The organism is Neobacillus oceani (genome assembly GCF_046237595.1).
GTDB classification, from domain to species: domain Bacteria; phylum Bacillota; class Bacilli; order Bacillales; family Cytobacillaceae; genus Bacillus_D; species Bacillus_D oceani.
In genome coordinates this window covers 1,617,852-1,633,708 of record NZ_CP143543.1, presented here as the reverse complement: position 1 = coordinate 1,633,708, position 15,857 = coordinate 1,617,852, and the positions used below count along the sequence as shown (strand labels likewise).

Below are 15,857 nucleotides of genomic sequence, written 5' to 3'. Positions count from 1 at the left end.
GGTTTACTCCCCTTTGAACAATAGTCTTCTGTTTTTTAAATCGAATTTATAGCCATGTGTAAGGGTATGAAGCTTGAAGTTAGAGAGGGTTAGTTCCTCGCTCCCCTCCTCGGTTTTATTTACTTCGACAAAACTGTTTTCCTTCCCGTCAAGAATTAGTACCTGATGCTCGCCAATCACTTCAAATTGGTCGCCTTCTACTAGTATTGCTGTGTTCTCATCTATTCCAATTCCCATTAAATCCGGATTTCCCGCAATGGCCCCTAGCAGCCTGTCAAAACGGGCTCTCTGTGAAAAATGCTGGTCGATTAGCATATTTTCCATGAACCCGAATCCTATATCCATTTCAACCTGGAGGATTTCATCCGAATCTTTTGTCAGTGCGTTTACAATCATATGCTTTCCCATGATGGACGCGCCCGCGCTAGTACCGCCAAGCACCATTCCTTGTTTCCATTTGTCAAAAAATAGCTTGTGCAATTTTGTGCCAGTTATCATTTGGGTCAACCTGCTTTGGTCCCCGCCTGTAATGAATAGTGCGGAAAGGCCCTCCACATCCTTAAGTATTTTTGGGTCTTCGGACTTTTGCCTTGAATCGACATCAAGGGTGATTGGGTTTTCTATCCCCAAGTTTTCAAACACAGTTTTATACTCGCCGCCTACTTCTATAGGTATTTTCGTGGCGGTTGTCAAAATTCCGACTTTCCCTTCATGTTTCTGGGAAAGCTCCACAAATTTTTTCAGGATGGTGACACCGCTGTATTTTTCTTCAGCGCCGCCAATGATTAATAAAGGGCCATTTTTCAAACTCATCACCTGTTTGGTCAGAATTATTAAAAATTACAACAACATTTATTTACCCGTTCCTGCTTTTTTAAAACGCAATCCGTAACAACGTATATGTGTGAAAAGAAAAAAATATAGCTTATTTTTGCAAATATCCTTTAGGAATTTTCATTTACCATAATTGTTTTAGCCATAACAGGAAAAGGGTATACAATTGTAAGAGGTGATATCATGGATAGAATGGGAAAGAAGCAGAACGCATCACTTCAGCAGGGAAAACGCGACAATCCCGAGCAATTTCCAACAGATACTGAGAGTCTATTTGACAAATTTGAGAGCGAGAGGAACGTCGACCCGATTCCTTTGGAGGACCTAAAGATGGAACAGCGGGAGGAAAAGGCCGAACACCATACAAAAAAGGATTCTTCGAGCGAGCGAAAATACAATACAGGTTTTAATTAGGAGGGAGCAAGGTTGGTTAAAAACAAAGATCAAAGCAACTCTTTGGAACAAGAACAGAAAAGGCGGCTGGGTGAAGACATCGAGCCCCAGCGGGATCCCGCCAAGCCACAGGAAGAAAAACCAAATGAGAAAACCAAATAATCGAAGAAGCGAAGCCTGGCGTAAAAGCCAGGCTCTTCTATTTCATCGTACCTTTTTTAACAACACGGCATACGGTTGTATCTTCACAAAAAAATCGGACTATTCATAAACTATCTTGGAAGTCATTGAAGGAGGTAGGCGAATGGAGAATAGACAAATGTTTGGCTTCTCCCCTGGTGCGGGAGGTTATGGCGGATATCCTGCCTATGGTGGATTTGGCGGATATCCCGGCCATGGAGGTTATCACGGATTTGGGGGATACGGCGGAGTTCCTGGTCATGGAGGATATCCAGGTTATGGTGGATATCCTGGTTATGGAGGACATCCAGGATATGGCGGATTTCCTGGGCATGGCGGTTATGGGGGATTCGGCGGATACCCCGGGCACCATTATGGATATGGCCACCACCATCATCACCATGGGCATCACCACGGACATCACCATGGGCATCACCACGGACATCACCATGGACATGGAGAATATTCCGGAGGCTATGGCCACATGCAGCACGAATAACCAACTACAGCTACTTCCGCAACGGATAGCGTTTGTTGTGGCTGGCAAGGACCGGCAGTCTCCGTGATAACTTTTCCAGGAATCTTTTATTAAGCGAGAATAGATAGTCAATGGCCTTAAAAGGAAAAAGCCTGGCTCCTTCGAAAGGAATCAGGCTTTTTTGAGTTCGAGTTTTCCTGCCAAAATCGACAGCAGGTAGTTGACTGCAAAATACATAAATGCAAGGAAAACGAGCATTGGAATGACGTATCCATCCTTCTGCCCATAAATAATCTGGGCATTATGCGTTAATTCCGGCAATGAAATTACGACTGCCAGGGAAGTATCTTTTAATAGGGAAATAAATTGGCTGACAATCGGAGGGACCATTCTTCGTAGTGCCTGTGGCATAACAATATACCGGATTGTCTGGACGTAGCCCAGTCCTGAAGAACGCGCGGCCTCAATTTGCCCCTTTTCAATCGAATTCAGGCCGCTCCGGATGATTTCCGATAGCATCGCCGATTCGAATATCGTTAGCGCTACAATCGCAGCGGTTGTCACCGGAAGCTTGAGCCCCACTTCCGGAAGCGCGAAATACGTAAAGAAAATGATTAGCAGCAAAGGAAGATTTCGAATTGTTTCAACCCCAACTGCCAATACTTGTGATAAAACGGGAATTCTGGCATACCTGGCGGTTCCAATTGCCCCTCCAATAATAAAACTTAGAACGATGGCAATTGATGCGACCAGAAGTGTAATCCCGAATCCTTGCAGAAGAAATTTCAAATGGTCGAACGAATAAGCGCCTATAAAATCCATCCGGGCACCCCCTTAATTGCTCCGCGCCAGCAGGCGTTCCAAATAACCGACGCCAAGGCTGAGTGGTATTGTCAACACTAGGTAAAACAGCGCGACGATGATATACGTGTCAAAGATTACAAAAGTCCTTGAGGATATAATATCACCCTGATACATTAAATCCATTCCAGCGATGACCCCAAGAATTGAGGAGTTTTTTACGAGATTGATAAATTGGTTCCCAAGCGGGGGAATGACGATTTTGATCGCCTGGGGCAAAATAATCGAAAGCATCGCCTGGTTGTATGTCAGGCCCGACGACCGGGCCGCTTCCATTTGTCCCTTTGGAACAGCAAGGATTCCAGCTCTTATGGCCTCGGCAATAAAAGCAGCCGTGTAGACGGCCAATGCGATTGTTCCCGCCGTTAATCCGTCAAAATCCACCCCAACGGAAGACATTCCAAAAAAGAAAAAGAAAGCGATGACCAGGACTGGAATATTCCTAATAAATTCAACATACGCCGTTCCAAACCAGTTTAATGGCTTTATGGGAGCAATCCTGAAGACAGCGATAATGGTCCCGAGCAAAAAGCTGGAAATAAGCGCGATTAAGCTTGCAATGATTGTTACTTTAAAACCCTCGAGATAGAGATCAAGGTTGTTCGTTAAAATTGAAAAATCCACTCGCGTCACCTCTCTTGCATTTTGCCAATCTGGCAAACATATATCCTCTTTATACAATCAGGATGAGCCAGGAAGGCCCATCCCGATTTTGTTTGCCGATTATTACTGTTTAATCCATTTATCCTTGATCTCATCATATTTACCTGAATCTTTAACTGCCTTAAGAGCTTCGTTCAGCTTTTCGACAAGCTCCTCGTTGCCTTTTTTCACGGCAATCCCGTAAGGCTCTTCAGTAAATGTGCCGCCTACTAACTCGAAGGACGGATCTTCATCGGCCATTCCGTACAGGATGGAGTCATCAGTAGTCAGGGCATCCCCTTTTCCAGATTTTAAGGCAGTAAACGCTTCGGCATAGTTTTCAAACTCCAGCACCTGGGTCTCAGGTGCTTTTTCGCGGATATTGACCGCAGAGGTGGAGCCTTTTACCGCCAACACCTTTGTGCCTTTTTTCAAATCTTCAAGTCCCTTGACTTTGCTTCCTTTTTTTACAAGCAAGGACTGGCCTGCGAGAAAGTACACATCGGTGAAATCGACTTCTTTCTTACGCTCTTCAGATATGGTCATTGTTGCGATAACAGCATCGATATCGCCATTGTTAAGCATCGGAATCCTTGTCTTGGAGGTAACTTCCTTGAACTGAACCTTATTTTCATCTCCGAGGATTTCCTTTGCCAACGCCCTTGCCAAATCGATATCGAACCCTTCTACTTCCCCGGTACTTGGGTTCTTCAAACCAAAGAGCCTTGTATCATGTTTAACCCCAAAGATAATTTTATCTCGTTTTTCAATCTGGCCCATAACGCTTTTGTCTTTGCCACCCTCGCCGCTCGACTTTTTGTCATTGCCTCCACATGCAGCAAGAAGCAATACCGCGATAATCGAAATAATCGTTAATTTAAAAATCCTTTTCATTTTCATTTCCCTCCAACTATTTTAATGGTTTAATATACGGCTGAGGAATGACTTGGCCCGCTCTTCACGCGGGTTCTCATAAAACTCAGCCGGTGTTGCTTCTTCAAGGATTCTGCCTTCATCCATAAACACAATCCTGTCAGCTACTTCCCTCGCAAATCCCATTTCGTGCGTGACGACCACCATCGTCATGCCTTCCTTTGCTAACGCTTTCATAACATCCAGCACTTCCCCGATCATTTCCGGATCAAGAGCGGAAGTCGGTTCGTCGAAAAGCATGATCTCCGGACTCATCGCAAGGCCGCGCGCTATGGCCACACGCTGCTGTTGGCCACCCGAAAGCTGGGAAGGATAGGAATTGGCCTTTTCAGGAATGCCTACCTTTTCCAAGTATTTGACTGCTGTTTCTTTAGCCTCCTTTTCAGATTTTCCAAGTACTTTCATAGGTGCCAAAGTAATATTTTCAAGGACGGTTTTATGAGGATACAAATGGAAATGCTGAAATACCATCCCGATTTCCCTGCGCAGTTTATTAATGTCGGTTTTTTTATCGTGAACGCTTACATTGTTGACAGTCAAATTTCCGGATGTAATTTCCTCAAGCCGATTGATGCAACGGAGCATCGTGCTTTTCCCTGATCCGGATGGCCCGATGACAACTACCACCTCCCCCTTGTTGATTGTGAGATTAATGTCCTTTAGGACGTGGAAGTCCCCAAAATACTTGTTGACCTTGTCGAAAACAATCATGCCATTTCCCCTCTCATCAAACATCAATTCATTCGCATACAAGTGGATGAAAATAAATGTTTTTGCATACAAGATAATTGTAAATTTTCAGAATTCATTTTCCTATTATAATATAACAATTATTAATTGGTCAACACTGTAACATCACAGAGAATAGACCCGCCATCTTATTCAATGTTTACAAGTTTTTATGTTTAAAAAGTATGAACGTTTTTACAGCAGCATTCGGCTTCGATTTTCCCCGGAACCGCTAGCTTCCAAGGTTTCATTAAATTCCAAGTTTAACTTTTGGCTCAAAAGGAAGAAGTACAGGGAGGAACAACTTTTTAAGGGAGGAATTTTTCGCCATGCATTTGGATAATTTCGAAGATAAAAAAGTACAAATTAAATTCCGCAACTTCCCAGAGGAAATGAAAGGCGATGTGACTGGCATCTACGAGCCGGAAGAATGGTACCTTGCGAAACTTGTAAAAAGCGAAAACTTTGGCATTTGGGTCGAAAACCCGTGCTACAAACGGACAATGATCCGAGACGAAGAAGGAACCGTAATCCCACAAGAGGAGCAAATTGAAGAAACATGCATCACCCACCTTCTCATCCGATGGGAGTACATTAGTTCCATCATTACCTTCCCCGAAAAGAGCCGTGTCGGAGTCGACAAAAAAGCCCACCTTATCGGCTTCCAGCCTGACAACGATTAAACAATTCCGGTGCCTGGCAACAGAGTGGGAGAAAACCTCCCAGCCAGGTGCCAGGCAACTTGTAACCAAAAAAGTAAGCATAGTTTAAGCAAAATGTTATGGCAGACGATTGCCTCTTGAAGCGATGTAGAGGCTATACCATTCTTCTCGTGTCATGAGGCTGGCCTGCCGGGTTGCGTCCTGGCAGTTTTTGATGCGTGCAAGGTTTGTGGTGCCGATGACGGGCTGGATGTTTGCCGGGTGGCGCATGAGCCAGCCAAGGAGAATCGCTTCTTTTGTCGTCTCTTTTTCTTTGGCCATCCTTGCGACGAGTTCCGCGGTTTTTTCTTCAGCAGCTGAGGCAAAATCCGTCCTGCCTGTGTATAGCCCTTTGGCAAGCGGCGCCCATGCCTGGAGCTGGATTGATTCGAGCATGCAATATTCGATTAACCCTTCGGAAAAATGAGTCTCCAATCCAGCAGACTGGTTGACATGGACTCCTTGATCTACCCAATCGATTTTTCTAAGGCTCATTTCCATTTGATTAACAACGATCGGGCTGCCGATATACGCTTGAAGAAGCTTCATTTGCCCGGCATTCATGTTCGATACACCGAAATTCCTTACCTTTCCCGCTTCAAGCAAGGAACTGAAAGCTTCGGCGACTTCTTCCGGTTCCATCAACGGATCTGGACGATGAAGAAGGAGAATATCCAAATAATCCGTCCCGAGCCTTTCGAGTATGCCATCCACCGCTCCGAGAATGTGGCTTTTTGAAAAATCATAACGAGCCGGGTTTGCGGCATCCGCAAAACGGATCCCACATTTGCTTTGAATGATAATTTTTTCCCTTAAGCCAGGCCGGTTTTTGAGGCATTTCCCGAATACGGCCTCCGCTTTTCCTCTCTTATAAATATCCGCATGGTCAAACATCGTAATGCCTGTTTCCAAGGCTGTATCAAGGCCGCGTTCGGCATCGGCAAGTTCGCCCTTCCCAATTTCACCTGTTTCCCAATCGCCTCCAAAGCCCATAAAACCAAGAATAAGGCGGCTTCTGGTAATTCCCCTTTTTTCCAATGGCATGATTGACATCTCTTTTTCCTCTCTTTCAAATAATTTTTGAATGAATGAAAAACACTAAAAGTCCTATGAAAACCATTCAGTCCTCTAAGCCTGGGCTGTAAGTGGGTGCTTAAACTTTTCAGGCAAAAATACTCCTTCAGCCGTACGGACAAACAAGGTTTCACTTCCTTGGAATGTATCACTTTCAACCGGCAACCCAACGTCTTCTGGCGTAAAGTGAAAAACGATTCTTTCGGTATTCTTTCCGGCAATCTTGGCTACTATCGAATGCAAATCGACGAGGGATATGCCTATGAGATCGAAAAGCTGCAATTCTCCAGCCTCTTCTTCATAAATTGCGATGCATTCCTCATCTTCAAGATAATAAATACAATGACTGAATACATTCAAGCAGTAGAACATGAGAAGCTCCTCCGTATCGATTGCCGCGAACCTCTGAGAAACCTGTACTCGCCGCTTCGCGAATTGAAAAAGAAATTGCCTGTCTCGTACATCTTCCATATTAAGTTTGCGAATTAGCCCGCTCGCTTCCCGGTGTCGCCTATAGGGCAGGGAGAAGAGAAACTCCTTTTTTTGAACAAAGCCAAATTTGGGGTAGAAATCGAGCACTGATTGGTTGGCGAACAAATACATCACATCATACATGCCTTCAAAATCGTCCAATACAAATTCCATCAGTCTGCGGGAAAGCCCCTGCCTCCGAAAATCGGGATGGGCCATCACGGTTCCAATTTGGAGCCCTCTTCTTTCCACCCCATCCATTACAAGGCCAATTCGATTAACAGAAACATTTGCAATAATATTTTCGCCATCACTATACGAATAAGGAATGTATTTATCGGTCCAAAACCCCATCTCATACCAGCGATCAAACCGTATTCCGAATACCGACCTTGCCAGGCTGAAGAAGCTTTCCCTTAAAACTGGGTCCTCTCGATACCCTTTTACAAACGTAAACGCCATCCGTTCTCTCTCCATCCTTATTAAGAACTTCTTTCCATTTTACTCCTTTGATGGATGTAATACTAATCTCAAATAGTGTACTATAAAAAATAGAAACCTAGTTTTATTGCGCAGCGTCTGGAGGGCATTGCCGTGGAAAACATATTACAATTAAAAAATGTCAAAAAAACGATTGGAAGAAAGACCATCATTAACGGCCTGAGTTTCATGGTCCGCAAAGGGGAAGTTTTTGGTTTCCTTGGACCGAATGGCGCGGGCAAGACAACAACAATCCGGATGATCGTCGGGTTAATGGATATTACTGAAGGGGACATCTTTATTTGCGGGACCAGCATCCGGAAAAACTTTGAAGAAGCGATCGGTAATGTCGGGGCGATTGTTGAAAATCCCGAAATGTACAAATTCCTCTCAGGCTATCAAAATTTGCTCCAATACAGCAGAATGCACGGAGGCATCCCTAAAAGCAAAATTTCTGAAGTTGTCCATCTTGTCGGGCTTGCCGATAGAATACATGACAAAGTAAAAACCTATTCACTCGGAATGAGGCAGCGGCTGGGGCTTGCCCAGTGCCTCCTCCATGATCCGAAGCTCCTTATCCTCGATGAGCCAACAAATGGCCTCGATCCGGCTGGTATCCGTGAAATCAGGGACCACCTGAGGATGCTCGCCCGCGAAAGAGGCATGTCTGTGATTGTTTCAAGCCATCTTTTATCAGAGATGGAGCAGATGTGCGACAGGATTGCCATCATCCAGGATGGCGAGCTTGTCCAGGTCCAGGAAGTGAATGCGTTTGTTGCTGAAACTGGTAGTAAATACTCCTTTGAAACAGGGCCGCTGGGAGATATGCGCGGCTGGCTCCAGTCCGAGTGGGGCGCTGTCTTCTCGGACGATGGCTTTACTGTCGATGCTAAGAGGGAAGACATTCCATTTATCCTGAAAAAATTAGTCGGAGCGGACGTGGCCGTTTTCGGAGTGAAGGCGGAATCGAAAACATTGGAAGACCGCTTCCTCGAAATCACGGCCAACTAAGGAGGCTCATCCATGAAGAATCTTGTAATAAACGAATTAGTTAAAATTTTCAGCAGGGCCGGGACGTATGTCATGATAGGCCTGATTGTCATTCTTGTAATGGGGATGGCAGGGCTGTCCAAATACGAGGAGTACGACAATCCTCCAAAGGAAAATCCGCATTGGAAAGCAGAACTTGATAAACAGATTGTGAACGACCGTGCCTCACTCGAAAATTTTCAAACGGGAAATCCAAATCTGGCTCAATTCTACAAACGGGAAATCGCTATCAAGGAATATCGGCTCAAGCATGATATGGCCCCGCCTTCCGGGATGCATGTTTGGTCTTTCGTGAATGATGCAAAGAATTTCATCAGTTTTGTCGGGCTTTTTGCAATTGTTATCGCAGCAGGCATCGTTTCATCCGAATTTTCCTGGGGGACTGTGAAGCTTTTGCTCATCAGGCCGATTGGAAGGTGGAAAATCCTGCTTTCAAAATATTTAGCGGTACTCATTTTTGGAGTGGGCCTATTAACCCTGTTGTTTGCGTTTTCCCTATTGGCGGGAATAATCCTTTTCGGGTTTCCGGACCATCCGGCTCCCCACCTTGTTTATACCAATGGCCAAGTGGTTGAACGGAACATCGCCCTGCAGCTTATCGCAGAATATTTGCTAAGTTCCATCGACATCCTGATGGTTGCGACGATGGCATTCATGATTTCGGCTGTTTTCCGAAACAGTTCGCTTGCGATTGGGATTTCATTGTTTCTTCTGCTGACTGGCGGTACTTTGACCATGCTGCTGGCTGGCAGGTTTGAATGGACAAAATACTTCCTTTTTGCAAATACGGATCTGACTGTATACCTTGATGGAACACCGCCTATTGCGGGGATGACGCTTGGATTTTCCATCATAATGCTGTTAATTTATTTTACGCTTTTTCATTTGCTCGCTTTTTGGATATTCTCGAAGCGGGATGTCGCGGCCTAATCCCCTCGGTTGTTTTTACAAAGGGAGTCCTTTTCTTTTTTTTTGTAAATAAATTGTAAATTCAGGCAACCTTAACCAGTCCATATGAGGTATAATTAAATTGGGTGATGCTTAATGAAATATAGGGCTATTATTATAGCAATGTTGACGATGCCAGCTTTGTTATACATACATATGAAAAATATGGATACACTCCTATTATTGATTTCTCTTGCAGCTGTTGCCTTTTGGGTTCACATTCATTTTCAGCTTAAAAAGGCAAAGCAGGATTTGAAACACGCCCGGGATGAACTAAATGAAAAAAACAGGAAACTGGACACCATGTTTGGCCACTCAGCCCTCGGGACTATGGTTGCCGCCAGAAACGGGCAGCTATTGGATGCCAACCCGAAATTCCTTGAGATGCTAGGTTATTCCATGGAAGAATTGAAAACTCTTAGTTTCATTGACCTGACTTTCCCAGAGGACCGCGAAAAGGACAGGGATCTCTATGAGCAGGCTGTGAAAAAGAAGCTTCCTTATTCAAAGGAAAAAAGATACCGGAGGAAAAACGGCGAGATGTTCATCGGAAAGCTCTCTGCTTCTTTTGTCCTCGGTGATGACGGCGAGCCGATGTACGCAATAGCCCATGTGGAGGATATTACAAAGGAAAAGCTCCTTGAAAAGGATTTAAAGGAAAGCCAGAAACGATACCGTGACCTGGTGGCTTATTCTCCTGAACCCATTATCGTCCACCGCGACGGCGTTATTATTTTTGCAAATGAAAAGGCCTGCCGAATGGTCGGAATGTCAAAGGAAGAATTGCATCACAAATCCATCTATGACTTTATCAGCCCCGACTACCACGGCAGGACAAGGGAAAGGCTTGATGAGCTACAAAACGTTGTAGGTGAAGAAGAAACACGCGATTTTAAAATTATCATTCCTGGCGGACGCAAGCTTACAATCGAAATAACCCATAAAACCATTGAATATGAAGGGCTTCCCTCCATCCAGGCTACCTTCCGGGATGTAACGGAGCGAAACCGGCTTGAAAAAGATCTTCGGAAGGCGACTGAACGCTACCGCTTCATTACCGAAAATTCGAAGGACGTCATTTCTTTCCTTGATTCCGGTGGCCGCTATGACTATATTTCTTCCGCCAGCAGGGATATTCTTGGGTATGAACCGGATGAACTGATTGGCAAAAATGTTTTCAGCTTCGTTCATGAAGACGATGCCCCTGAATTGGAAAGAGCACAGCTTGAAAATCTCATCGGGGTGAATGACCATTTTTCGTTGATTTACCGGCATCGTTTAAAGGATGGAAGCTATCGGTGGATTGATACAGTGGCGAAAGTGCTTTTGAATGAGAAGGGAGAAATTGATTCCTTCCTTGCAATTTCGCGCGATGCCACCGAGCGGAAAGAGAAAGAAAAAAGCCTTGAAACAGCAAACGATTTCCTAAAGGTACTATCTTCCCTCGACGGCTTGACGGGCATTTCGAACCGCCGCTATTTCGAGGAAATCCTCGAGAAGGAATGGGAGAGAAACAAGGCAAATGAGACCCCCCTTTCCGCAATCATGCTTGATATCGACTGTTTCAAGCTTTACAACGACACATTCGGCCACCTTGCCGGCGATGATTGCCTAAAGCAGGTTGCATCGGTTATCCGCGACGCCCTAAAACGGCCAAGAGACCTAGCGGCAAGGTATGGCGGCGAAGAATTCATCATCCTTCTCCCGGAAACGGATAAAGCGGGGGCCTTGCTCATTGCTGAAACAATTCGCGAATCGATCAGGAAGCAGGAAATCCCTCATACATCATCGGAAATCGATTCGTATATCACCATTAGCGCTGGCTACGCCACCATTGTCCCAGATGCCCAGTTTGAGCCGAAGGATTTAATCAGGGAAGCCGACATCGCCCTTTACCAGGCCAAACGGAACGGGAAAAATAAAGTATGCACGCAACTGATGAACTCACCTTTATAGCCAAAGTAGGCAGGATGGTTCGAATACAATAACAGTGGAAACGACCTGATCATCCTTAAAGAGAATCGTTTTTGGGAGAGAAAAATACTAGATAATTAATAATGATGTAAATTACATCCAAATTAGTTTTTAACAATAACCAAAACGCTCAGAATTAAATCTGGGCGTTTTTGTTCAATTTCAATCACTGAAGCTGACCCCACATACTCAAAAATATGTCATCCTTCATTTTGAAATATGCACCCATATATCCATAATAGATATACCCATCTTTAAGAAGGATGAGTTTAACCTTTGTCCCATCATTTAACTGGATCGTTAATTCCCTAAATTCATCGTTGTTTCGGGAATTACTGATTGGGTCGGAATTTTCTCCGCGAGGGAGAGGTTTTGTTTTATCTAACTCTTTAACAAAATCATTTAAAATTTTCATATTCGCAATAGGATGATAATTGTCAACGTTATTGTCCCAATCGCTGAATGTTCTATATTCCGCACCGGATACATTCCCAACCATTTTTAATTTACCAAAAACATCCACGCCGCTATTTATTGTTAGCCCGTTAAGGTTTTCGTAAAAACCCGCATGAGGCTTCCCGTCCCGTTCTCCATAAACCATTATCCTAAAATCTTTATCGTACCCTTCCACAGAAAAAACGTCTTCTATGCCTATTGTTGATGCGAATTCTTCATCATAGGCTTGTTGTTTACTCCATTCATCAATGGTTGCCTTCGTCGTACCAAGTTTCTGTCCTAAAATAGCTTTTGCATTTTCCCCATCTAGTTCAGTGCTGGTTTGAGTATAAATCTTTCCGTTGTAAACGATTAAACCAATCATATCAGCCTTCGAACCATCTTTTGGCAATTGAATGGACGGGATATCCACCCCGCCACCATTTGCAACAATTGGGGCGATATTATTGTTTTTTGTTTCCTTCGGATAGGATAAATCATGTTTAAAGTAAGCGAATGTTCCCATGGATAAAAGCAAACAAGCGACAATGCCAATACTTGTTATATGATATCGCTTTTTGCTGTTTTGCATTTCTTTCTTCGCTTTACGAATGCCAATCTCACTTCTTTCACTAAGTTCTTTAGGTATTTCAATTCGATATATTTCTTGTTTAATCTTATTACTCATATACACGATCTCCTTTCAATTTTTTGCGCAGGCTGCCTAAAGCTCTATATAAGATGGTCTTTGCCGTGCCCAAAGGAATATCCAGAGCTTCTGAAGCCTCTTTAATAGTCAAACCCTCATAAAATCTTAAAATGATGATGCTTTTCTCATCTTCTTTTAATCGTTCGATTAAATCTCGAATGGTTATTTCCAAATCAATATCTTCATTGTCGTCTAAAGATATGAATCTCTCATACTCTGGTTTAAATTGAACTACTTTTTTTTGCTTACGAAGCAAATCAATTGAACAACTAATCGCAATTTTGATTAACCAGGTTTTAAAGTATTGAGGTTCTTTAAGATTATTGATTGACTTGAATGAACGATATGCTGTCTCCTGAACAACATCAAGGGCATCGCTTTGATTTTTCACATATATAAATGCTGTTCTATAAATGTCTTGTTCATATTGCTGAAACAATGTTAAAAACGCTTTATCATTACCTTTTAGAGCTTGTTTGATTAAGTCCAACCTAGCCGCCTCCTTAACTGCCTTACTCATTAGACGGACAATTACTTCTTTTGGCTTTAAAAATTCCTGTTTTTTCATAAAAAAACATCCTGCCTATTCACCAGGGAGATTTATCTAAAGTAAAATTTATCTTCTATTTGAAAAACATTTCGGTAATCAGCATTTTTTTCCGATTTATCTTTCCTTTAAAACGGCGTAGTGCAAATCGGTTTTTCATCACCCTGGAAAGCCTTCTCCATTAGAGGAGCGAATTCCGGTTTGCTTAGCTTAAGCCTTCCAAAACGATGCAGCTTCCTAAAGCCAACCGCTCCAACCATTAGGGAGGAGAAATCGGCGATATCCAGTTCAATGTTAAACTGTGAATATTCCGCCTTTCCTTTCGAAAGCTTCCCATCTTCCAGTCTGACGATTATTGTTACCGGTGCGGCCGTATCGAAGCTGTCGTGGACAAGCAGGGAAAAACAAGCTGACACATTGCCGAATACCCGCCCCTCAAGGTCGCCAATCATTTTTTCTATGTCGATGATTTTATACATTAGGCCGACGCCAGCGCGATTCGTTTCGTGGAAGACGCTTGGAATCAGATAATCGCTCCCGTCCCGCGCATCACCAAGAAGATATTCTAATCCGTCATCCTGGGTATTCAGGATAATCCGCTCTATCTGGTCGGACTGGGTGTTGAGGAATTTTGCCAGGCTGGCAAGGGCGTCGGGCGTTTCATAAATGAATTCCCTTATAACAAGGTTGTTGCGCAGGAAATTTTGTTTATCAGCCTGTTCAAATCCATAAACAATATAGCCGCTCACCTCATCCCCATTGAAAACGCCAAGGATGCGGTTTTCAGGGTTTTTAAAAAGAGCTTCGATGTCGTATGCAGTTTTAAGAATCATCCCGTTTGTTTTTTTCGCGTAACGGTTATAGCAATCCCGGATCCTTTCCTTATCAGCTTCTCCAAGCATCGCAAGCCCTTCCTTGCTGCCACCAGCCGGAAAGCTATCAGGCTTAATCTTGTATTGGTTCATCTTCGTCCCATAACCGAAGCCCATTTTTTTATAAAAATCAGGTCTGAAAGGGTAGAGCATCGCTATTGACGCCCCTTTTTCCCGGAAATGGCGGATGAAATAGCCAATAAGCTCTTTGGCAACCTTCTCTTTTTTATGCAAGAAATGGACGGCGACAAGGCCGACTCCCCCAACAGGAACTATGTTTCCAAAAAGATTCAGTTCAAATGAATGGAGCCTCATCCCCCCCAGCAGTTGCCCGTTCCGGAACAGGCCGTAAAACTCGATCGTTCCTGATTCTTCGTGGATACGGCGGAGATTTGCCGCAAGTTTCTCCTTGTATTCGGGAGTGTTTTCCTTATTCGCCGGAAAAGCCTGTATGGCAATGTTGGCAAAGTCAAGGAATTCATCCTCGGCCAATTTTCTTATGGTTGATTCCATTTGTTTTCCCTCCGTAGCGTTATTCCATTTCACGGTTCATCATGACCAGGGAAACAAATGGCGTAAAGCCGATTTCCTTCAATGTTTCATGGGCAAGCCTGCTCCGTTCCTTTGGCAAATTAAGGACTACCCGCCTGATGTCATCTTCAAATGAGCCAAAAACGTGTATTAAGAGAGTTTGCAGGATTTCCTTCGCATCCTTCCTGTTTTCATCCGCTTCGCATTGGCTGATGGTGGTTGAAATATGGACGCCTTCTTCATTAAACGCTTTTTTAAAATACGCGTAGCCGGCATCGTTCCCGTTTTCATCGGACAAAATAACCGCTTCGGCATCCTTTGCGCTTTGCCAGTGGGTTTGCCAAGGGTTTCCTCCTTTGTAAAAAGCAAGGTTCCCTACTTGTACCGGATATGCTTTCCTGATTGAAAAACCTTCTTCTTTTACAATCGGGCTCTCTTCAAGCTTCCCTTTTAATTCGAGGAATTCAAGCTCATCAACGGTTTCATAGCCGAGGCTATCATACAAGGCAATCGCTTTATCGTTTCCTTTGATTGCTTCAAGCATCGCCAGCTGGACGCCTTCCTGCCTGTATAAATCGAGCGTTGCTTCCATAAGCGCCCGCCCGACGCCCTGTTTCCGATATTTCACAGCGACTGCGGTGCCTCCATTCCATCCGGTTTTTATCCCTTTGATTGTTCGGATTCCATTCACAATCAACCCAGCAGGTTCTCCGTCCACAAAAGCGGCGACACTCATTGACGGTGAGAGGTCCTCGGCCGAAAACCTCCTAAGGAATGCCTCATGGGACATCGTTAAATCTACAAAATACTCTTCGAAGCCGGTGTTCCATGCTGTCAATACCTCATTATATGTACAGCCTGTAAGCCGCTTTATCTCTATCATTCTCTCTCCCCCAATTAGCTTTATTTTCCATTCCTTTTTAGTTTAACTACATGGGGGTTTTCCCGTCAAAAATGAACCGCCGCTCGGTGATGGCCGGGCGGCGGTTATCTTTTGAATGGTTTATATAAGCTA

The 15,857-nt window shown here is 44.0% G+C and carries 18 protein-coding genes; 7 read left to right on the top strand and 11 right to left on the bottom strand.

All coding sequences use genetic code 11. The annotated features are described in order from the left end of the window. Window positions 1-3: 3 nt before the first annotated feature. Entirely contained in the window at window positions 4-807 is an 804-nt protein-coding gene (locus V1499_RS08150) for a cyanophycinase (RefSeq protein WP_409275306.1), read from the bottom strand. Window positions 808-1,017: 210 nt separating this feature from the next. On the opposite strand from V1499_RS08150, the gene V1499_RS08145 reads away from it, so the two are divergent. The 3 genes from V1499_RS08145 (at window position 1,018) to V1499_RS08135 (ending at window position 1,973) form a co-directional block, all read left to right on the top strand. Continuing rightward, a complete protein-coding gene (locus tag V1499_RS08145) occupies window positions 1,018-1,248 on the top strand; it encodes a hypothetical protein (RefSeq protein ID WP_409275305.1) in 231 nt (76 codons plus the stop codon). 12 nt (window positions 1,249-1,260) lie between these two features. Next, on the top strand, window positions 1,261-1,389 hold the full coding sequence (locus tag V1499_RS08140) for a 3-methyladenine DNA glycosylase (protein WP_409275303.1): 129 nt from the start codon (window positions 1,261-1,263) through the stop codon (window positions 1,387-1,389). 188 nt (window positions 1,390-1,577) lie between these two features. Next, window positions 1,578-1,973: a hypothetical protein gene (locus V1499_RS08135; RefSeq protein ID WP_409275301.1), complete on the top strand. Its 396-nt coding sequence runs from the start codon at window positions 1,578-1,580 to the stop codon at window positions 1,971-1,973. An 83-nt stretch (window positions 1,974-2,056) separates the two neighbouring features. Here the strand turns inward: V1499_RS08135 and V1499_RS08130 are convergent, their stop codons facing one another. From V1499_RS08130 to V1499_RS08115, 4 genes are all read right to left on the bottom strand, one after another. Then, window positions 2,057-2,707 carry an amino acid ABC transporter permease gene (locus V1499_RS08130; protein WP_409275299.1) on the bottom strand — a complete coding sequence of 217 codons (651 nt, stop codon included), beginning with the start codon at window positions 2,705-2,707 and terminating at the stop codon, window positions 2,057-2,059. Window positions 2,708-2,719: 12 nt separating this feature from the next. Continuing rightward, window positions 2,720-3,370 (bottom strand): amino acid ABC transporter permease, encoded by a 651-nt coding sequence (locus V1499_RS08125; RefSeq protein WP_409275297.1) that lies wholly within the window; start codon window positions 3,368-3,370, stop codon window positions 2,720-2,722. Between the two features lie 102 nt (window positions 3,371-3,472). After that, window positions 3,473-4,282: a transporter substrate-binding domain-containing protein gene (locus V1499_RS08120; protein ID WP_409275295.1), complete on the bottom strand. Its 810-nt coding sequence runs from the start codon at window positions 4,280-4,282 to the stop codon at window positions 3,473-3,475. Window positions 4,283-4,303: 21 nt separating this feature from the next. Further along, a complete protein-coding gene (locus V1499_RS08115) occupies window positions 4,304-5,032 on the bottom strand; it encodes an amino acid ABC transporter ATP-binding protein (RefSeq protein ID WP_409275293.1) in 729 nt (242 codons plus the stop codon). Between the two features lie 347 nt (window positions 5,033-5,379). Here V1499_RS08115 and V1499_RS08110 point away from each other — a divergent pair, with 347 nt between their 5' ends. Then, window positions 5,380-5,733 (top strand): hypothetical protein, encoded by a 354-nt coding sequence (locus tag V1499_RS08110; protein WP_409275292.1) that lies wholly within the window; start codon window positions 5,380-5,382, stop codon window positions 5,731-5,733. 96 nt (window positions 5,734-5,829) lie between these two features. Here the strand turns inward: V1499_RS08110 and V1499_RS08105 are convergent, their stop codons facing one another. Together V1499_RS08105 and V1499_RS08100 are read right to left on the bottom strand one after the other, a co-directional pair. Then, window positions 5,830-6,804 carry an aldo/keto reductase family oxidoreductase gene (locus V1499_RS08105; RefSeq protein ID WP_409275290.1) on the bottom strand — a complete coding sequence of 325 codons (975 nt, stop codon included), beginning with the start codon at window positions 6,802-6,804 and terminating at the stop codon, window positions 5,830-5,832. 75 nt (window positions 6,805-6,879) lie between these two features. Next, window positions 6,880-7,758: a GNAT family N-acetyltransferase gene (locus V1499_RS08100; RefSeq protein WP_409275288.1), complete on the bottom strand. Its 879-nt coding sequence runs from the start codon at window positions 7,756-7,758 to the stop codon at window positions 6,880-6,882. A 132-nt stretch (window positions 7,759-7,890) separates the two neighbouring features. Here V1499_RS08100 and V1499_RS08095 point away from each other — a divergent pair, with 132 nt between their 5' ends. From V1499_RS08095 to V1499_RS08085, 3 genes are all read left to right on the top strand, one after another. After that, window positions 7,891-8,787, top strand: coding sequence for an ABC transporter ATP-binding protein (locus V1499_RS08095; RefSeq protein WP_409275286.1), 897 nt, complete (start codon window positions 7,891-7,893; stop codon window positions 8,785-8,787). A gap of 12 nt (window positions 8,788-8,799) precedes the next feature. Next, the gene (locus tag V1499_RS08090) at window positions 8,800-9,756 is read left to right on the top strand and encodes an ABC transporter permease (RefSeq protein WP_409275284.1); all 957 of its coding nucleotides are present in this window, start codon (window positions 8,800-8,802) and stop codon (window positions 9,754-9,756) included. 114 nt (window positions 9,757-9,870) lie between these two features. Continuing rightward, a complete protein-coding gene (locus V1499_RS08085) occupies window positions 9,871-11,730 on the top strand; it encodes a PAS domain S-box protein (RefSeq protein ID WP_409275282.1) in 1,860 nt (619 codons plus the stop codon). Between the two features lie 184 nt (window positions 11,731-11,914). On the opposite strand, the gene V1499_RS08080 is transcribed toward V1499_RS08085, so the two are convergent. The 4 genes from V1499_RS08080 to V1499_RS08065 form a co-directional block, all read right to left on the bottom strand. Next, a complete protein-coding gene (locus tag V1499_RS08080; RefSeq protein ID WP_409275280.1) occupies window positions 11,915-12,871 on the bottom strand; it encodes a hypothetical protein in 957 nt (318 codons plus the stop codon). Continuing rightward, a complete protein-coding gene (locus V1499_RS08075) occupies window positions 12,864-13,412 on the bottom strand; it encodes a sigma-70 family RNA polymerase sigma factor (protein WP_409276257.1) in 549 nt (182 codons plus the stop codon). Before V1499_RS08075 ends, V1499_RS08080 begins: the two co-directional genes overlap by 8 nt. Window positions 13,413-13,567: 155 nt before the next feature. Further along, a complete protein-coding gene (locus V1499_RS08070) occupies window positions 13,568-14,824 on the bottom strand; it encodes an enhanced intracellular survival protein Eis (RefSeq protein WP_409275279.1) in 1,257 nt (418 codons plus the stop codon). A 19-nt stretch (window positions 14,825-14,843) separates the two neighbouring features. Then, window positions 14,844-15,725 carry a GNAT family N-acetyltransferase gene (locus V1499_RS08065; protein WP_409275277.1) on the bottom strand — a complete coding sequence of 294 codons (882 nt, stop codon included), beginning with the start codon at window positions 15,723-15,725 and terminating at the stop codon, window positions 14,844-14,846. Window positions 15,726-15,857 lie beyond the last annotated feature (132 nt).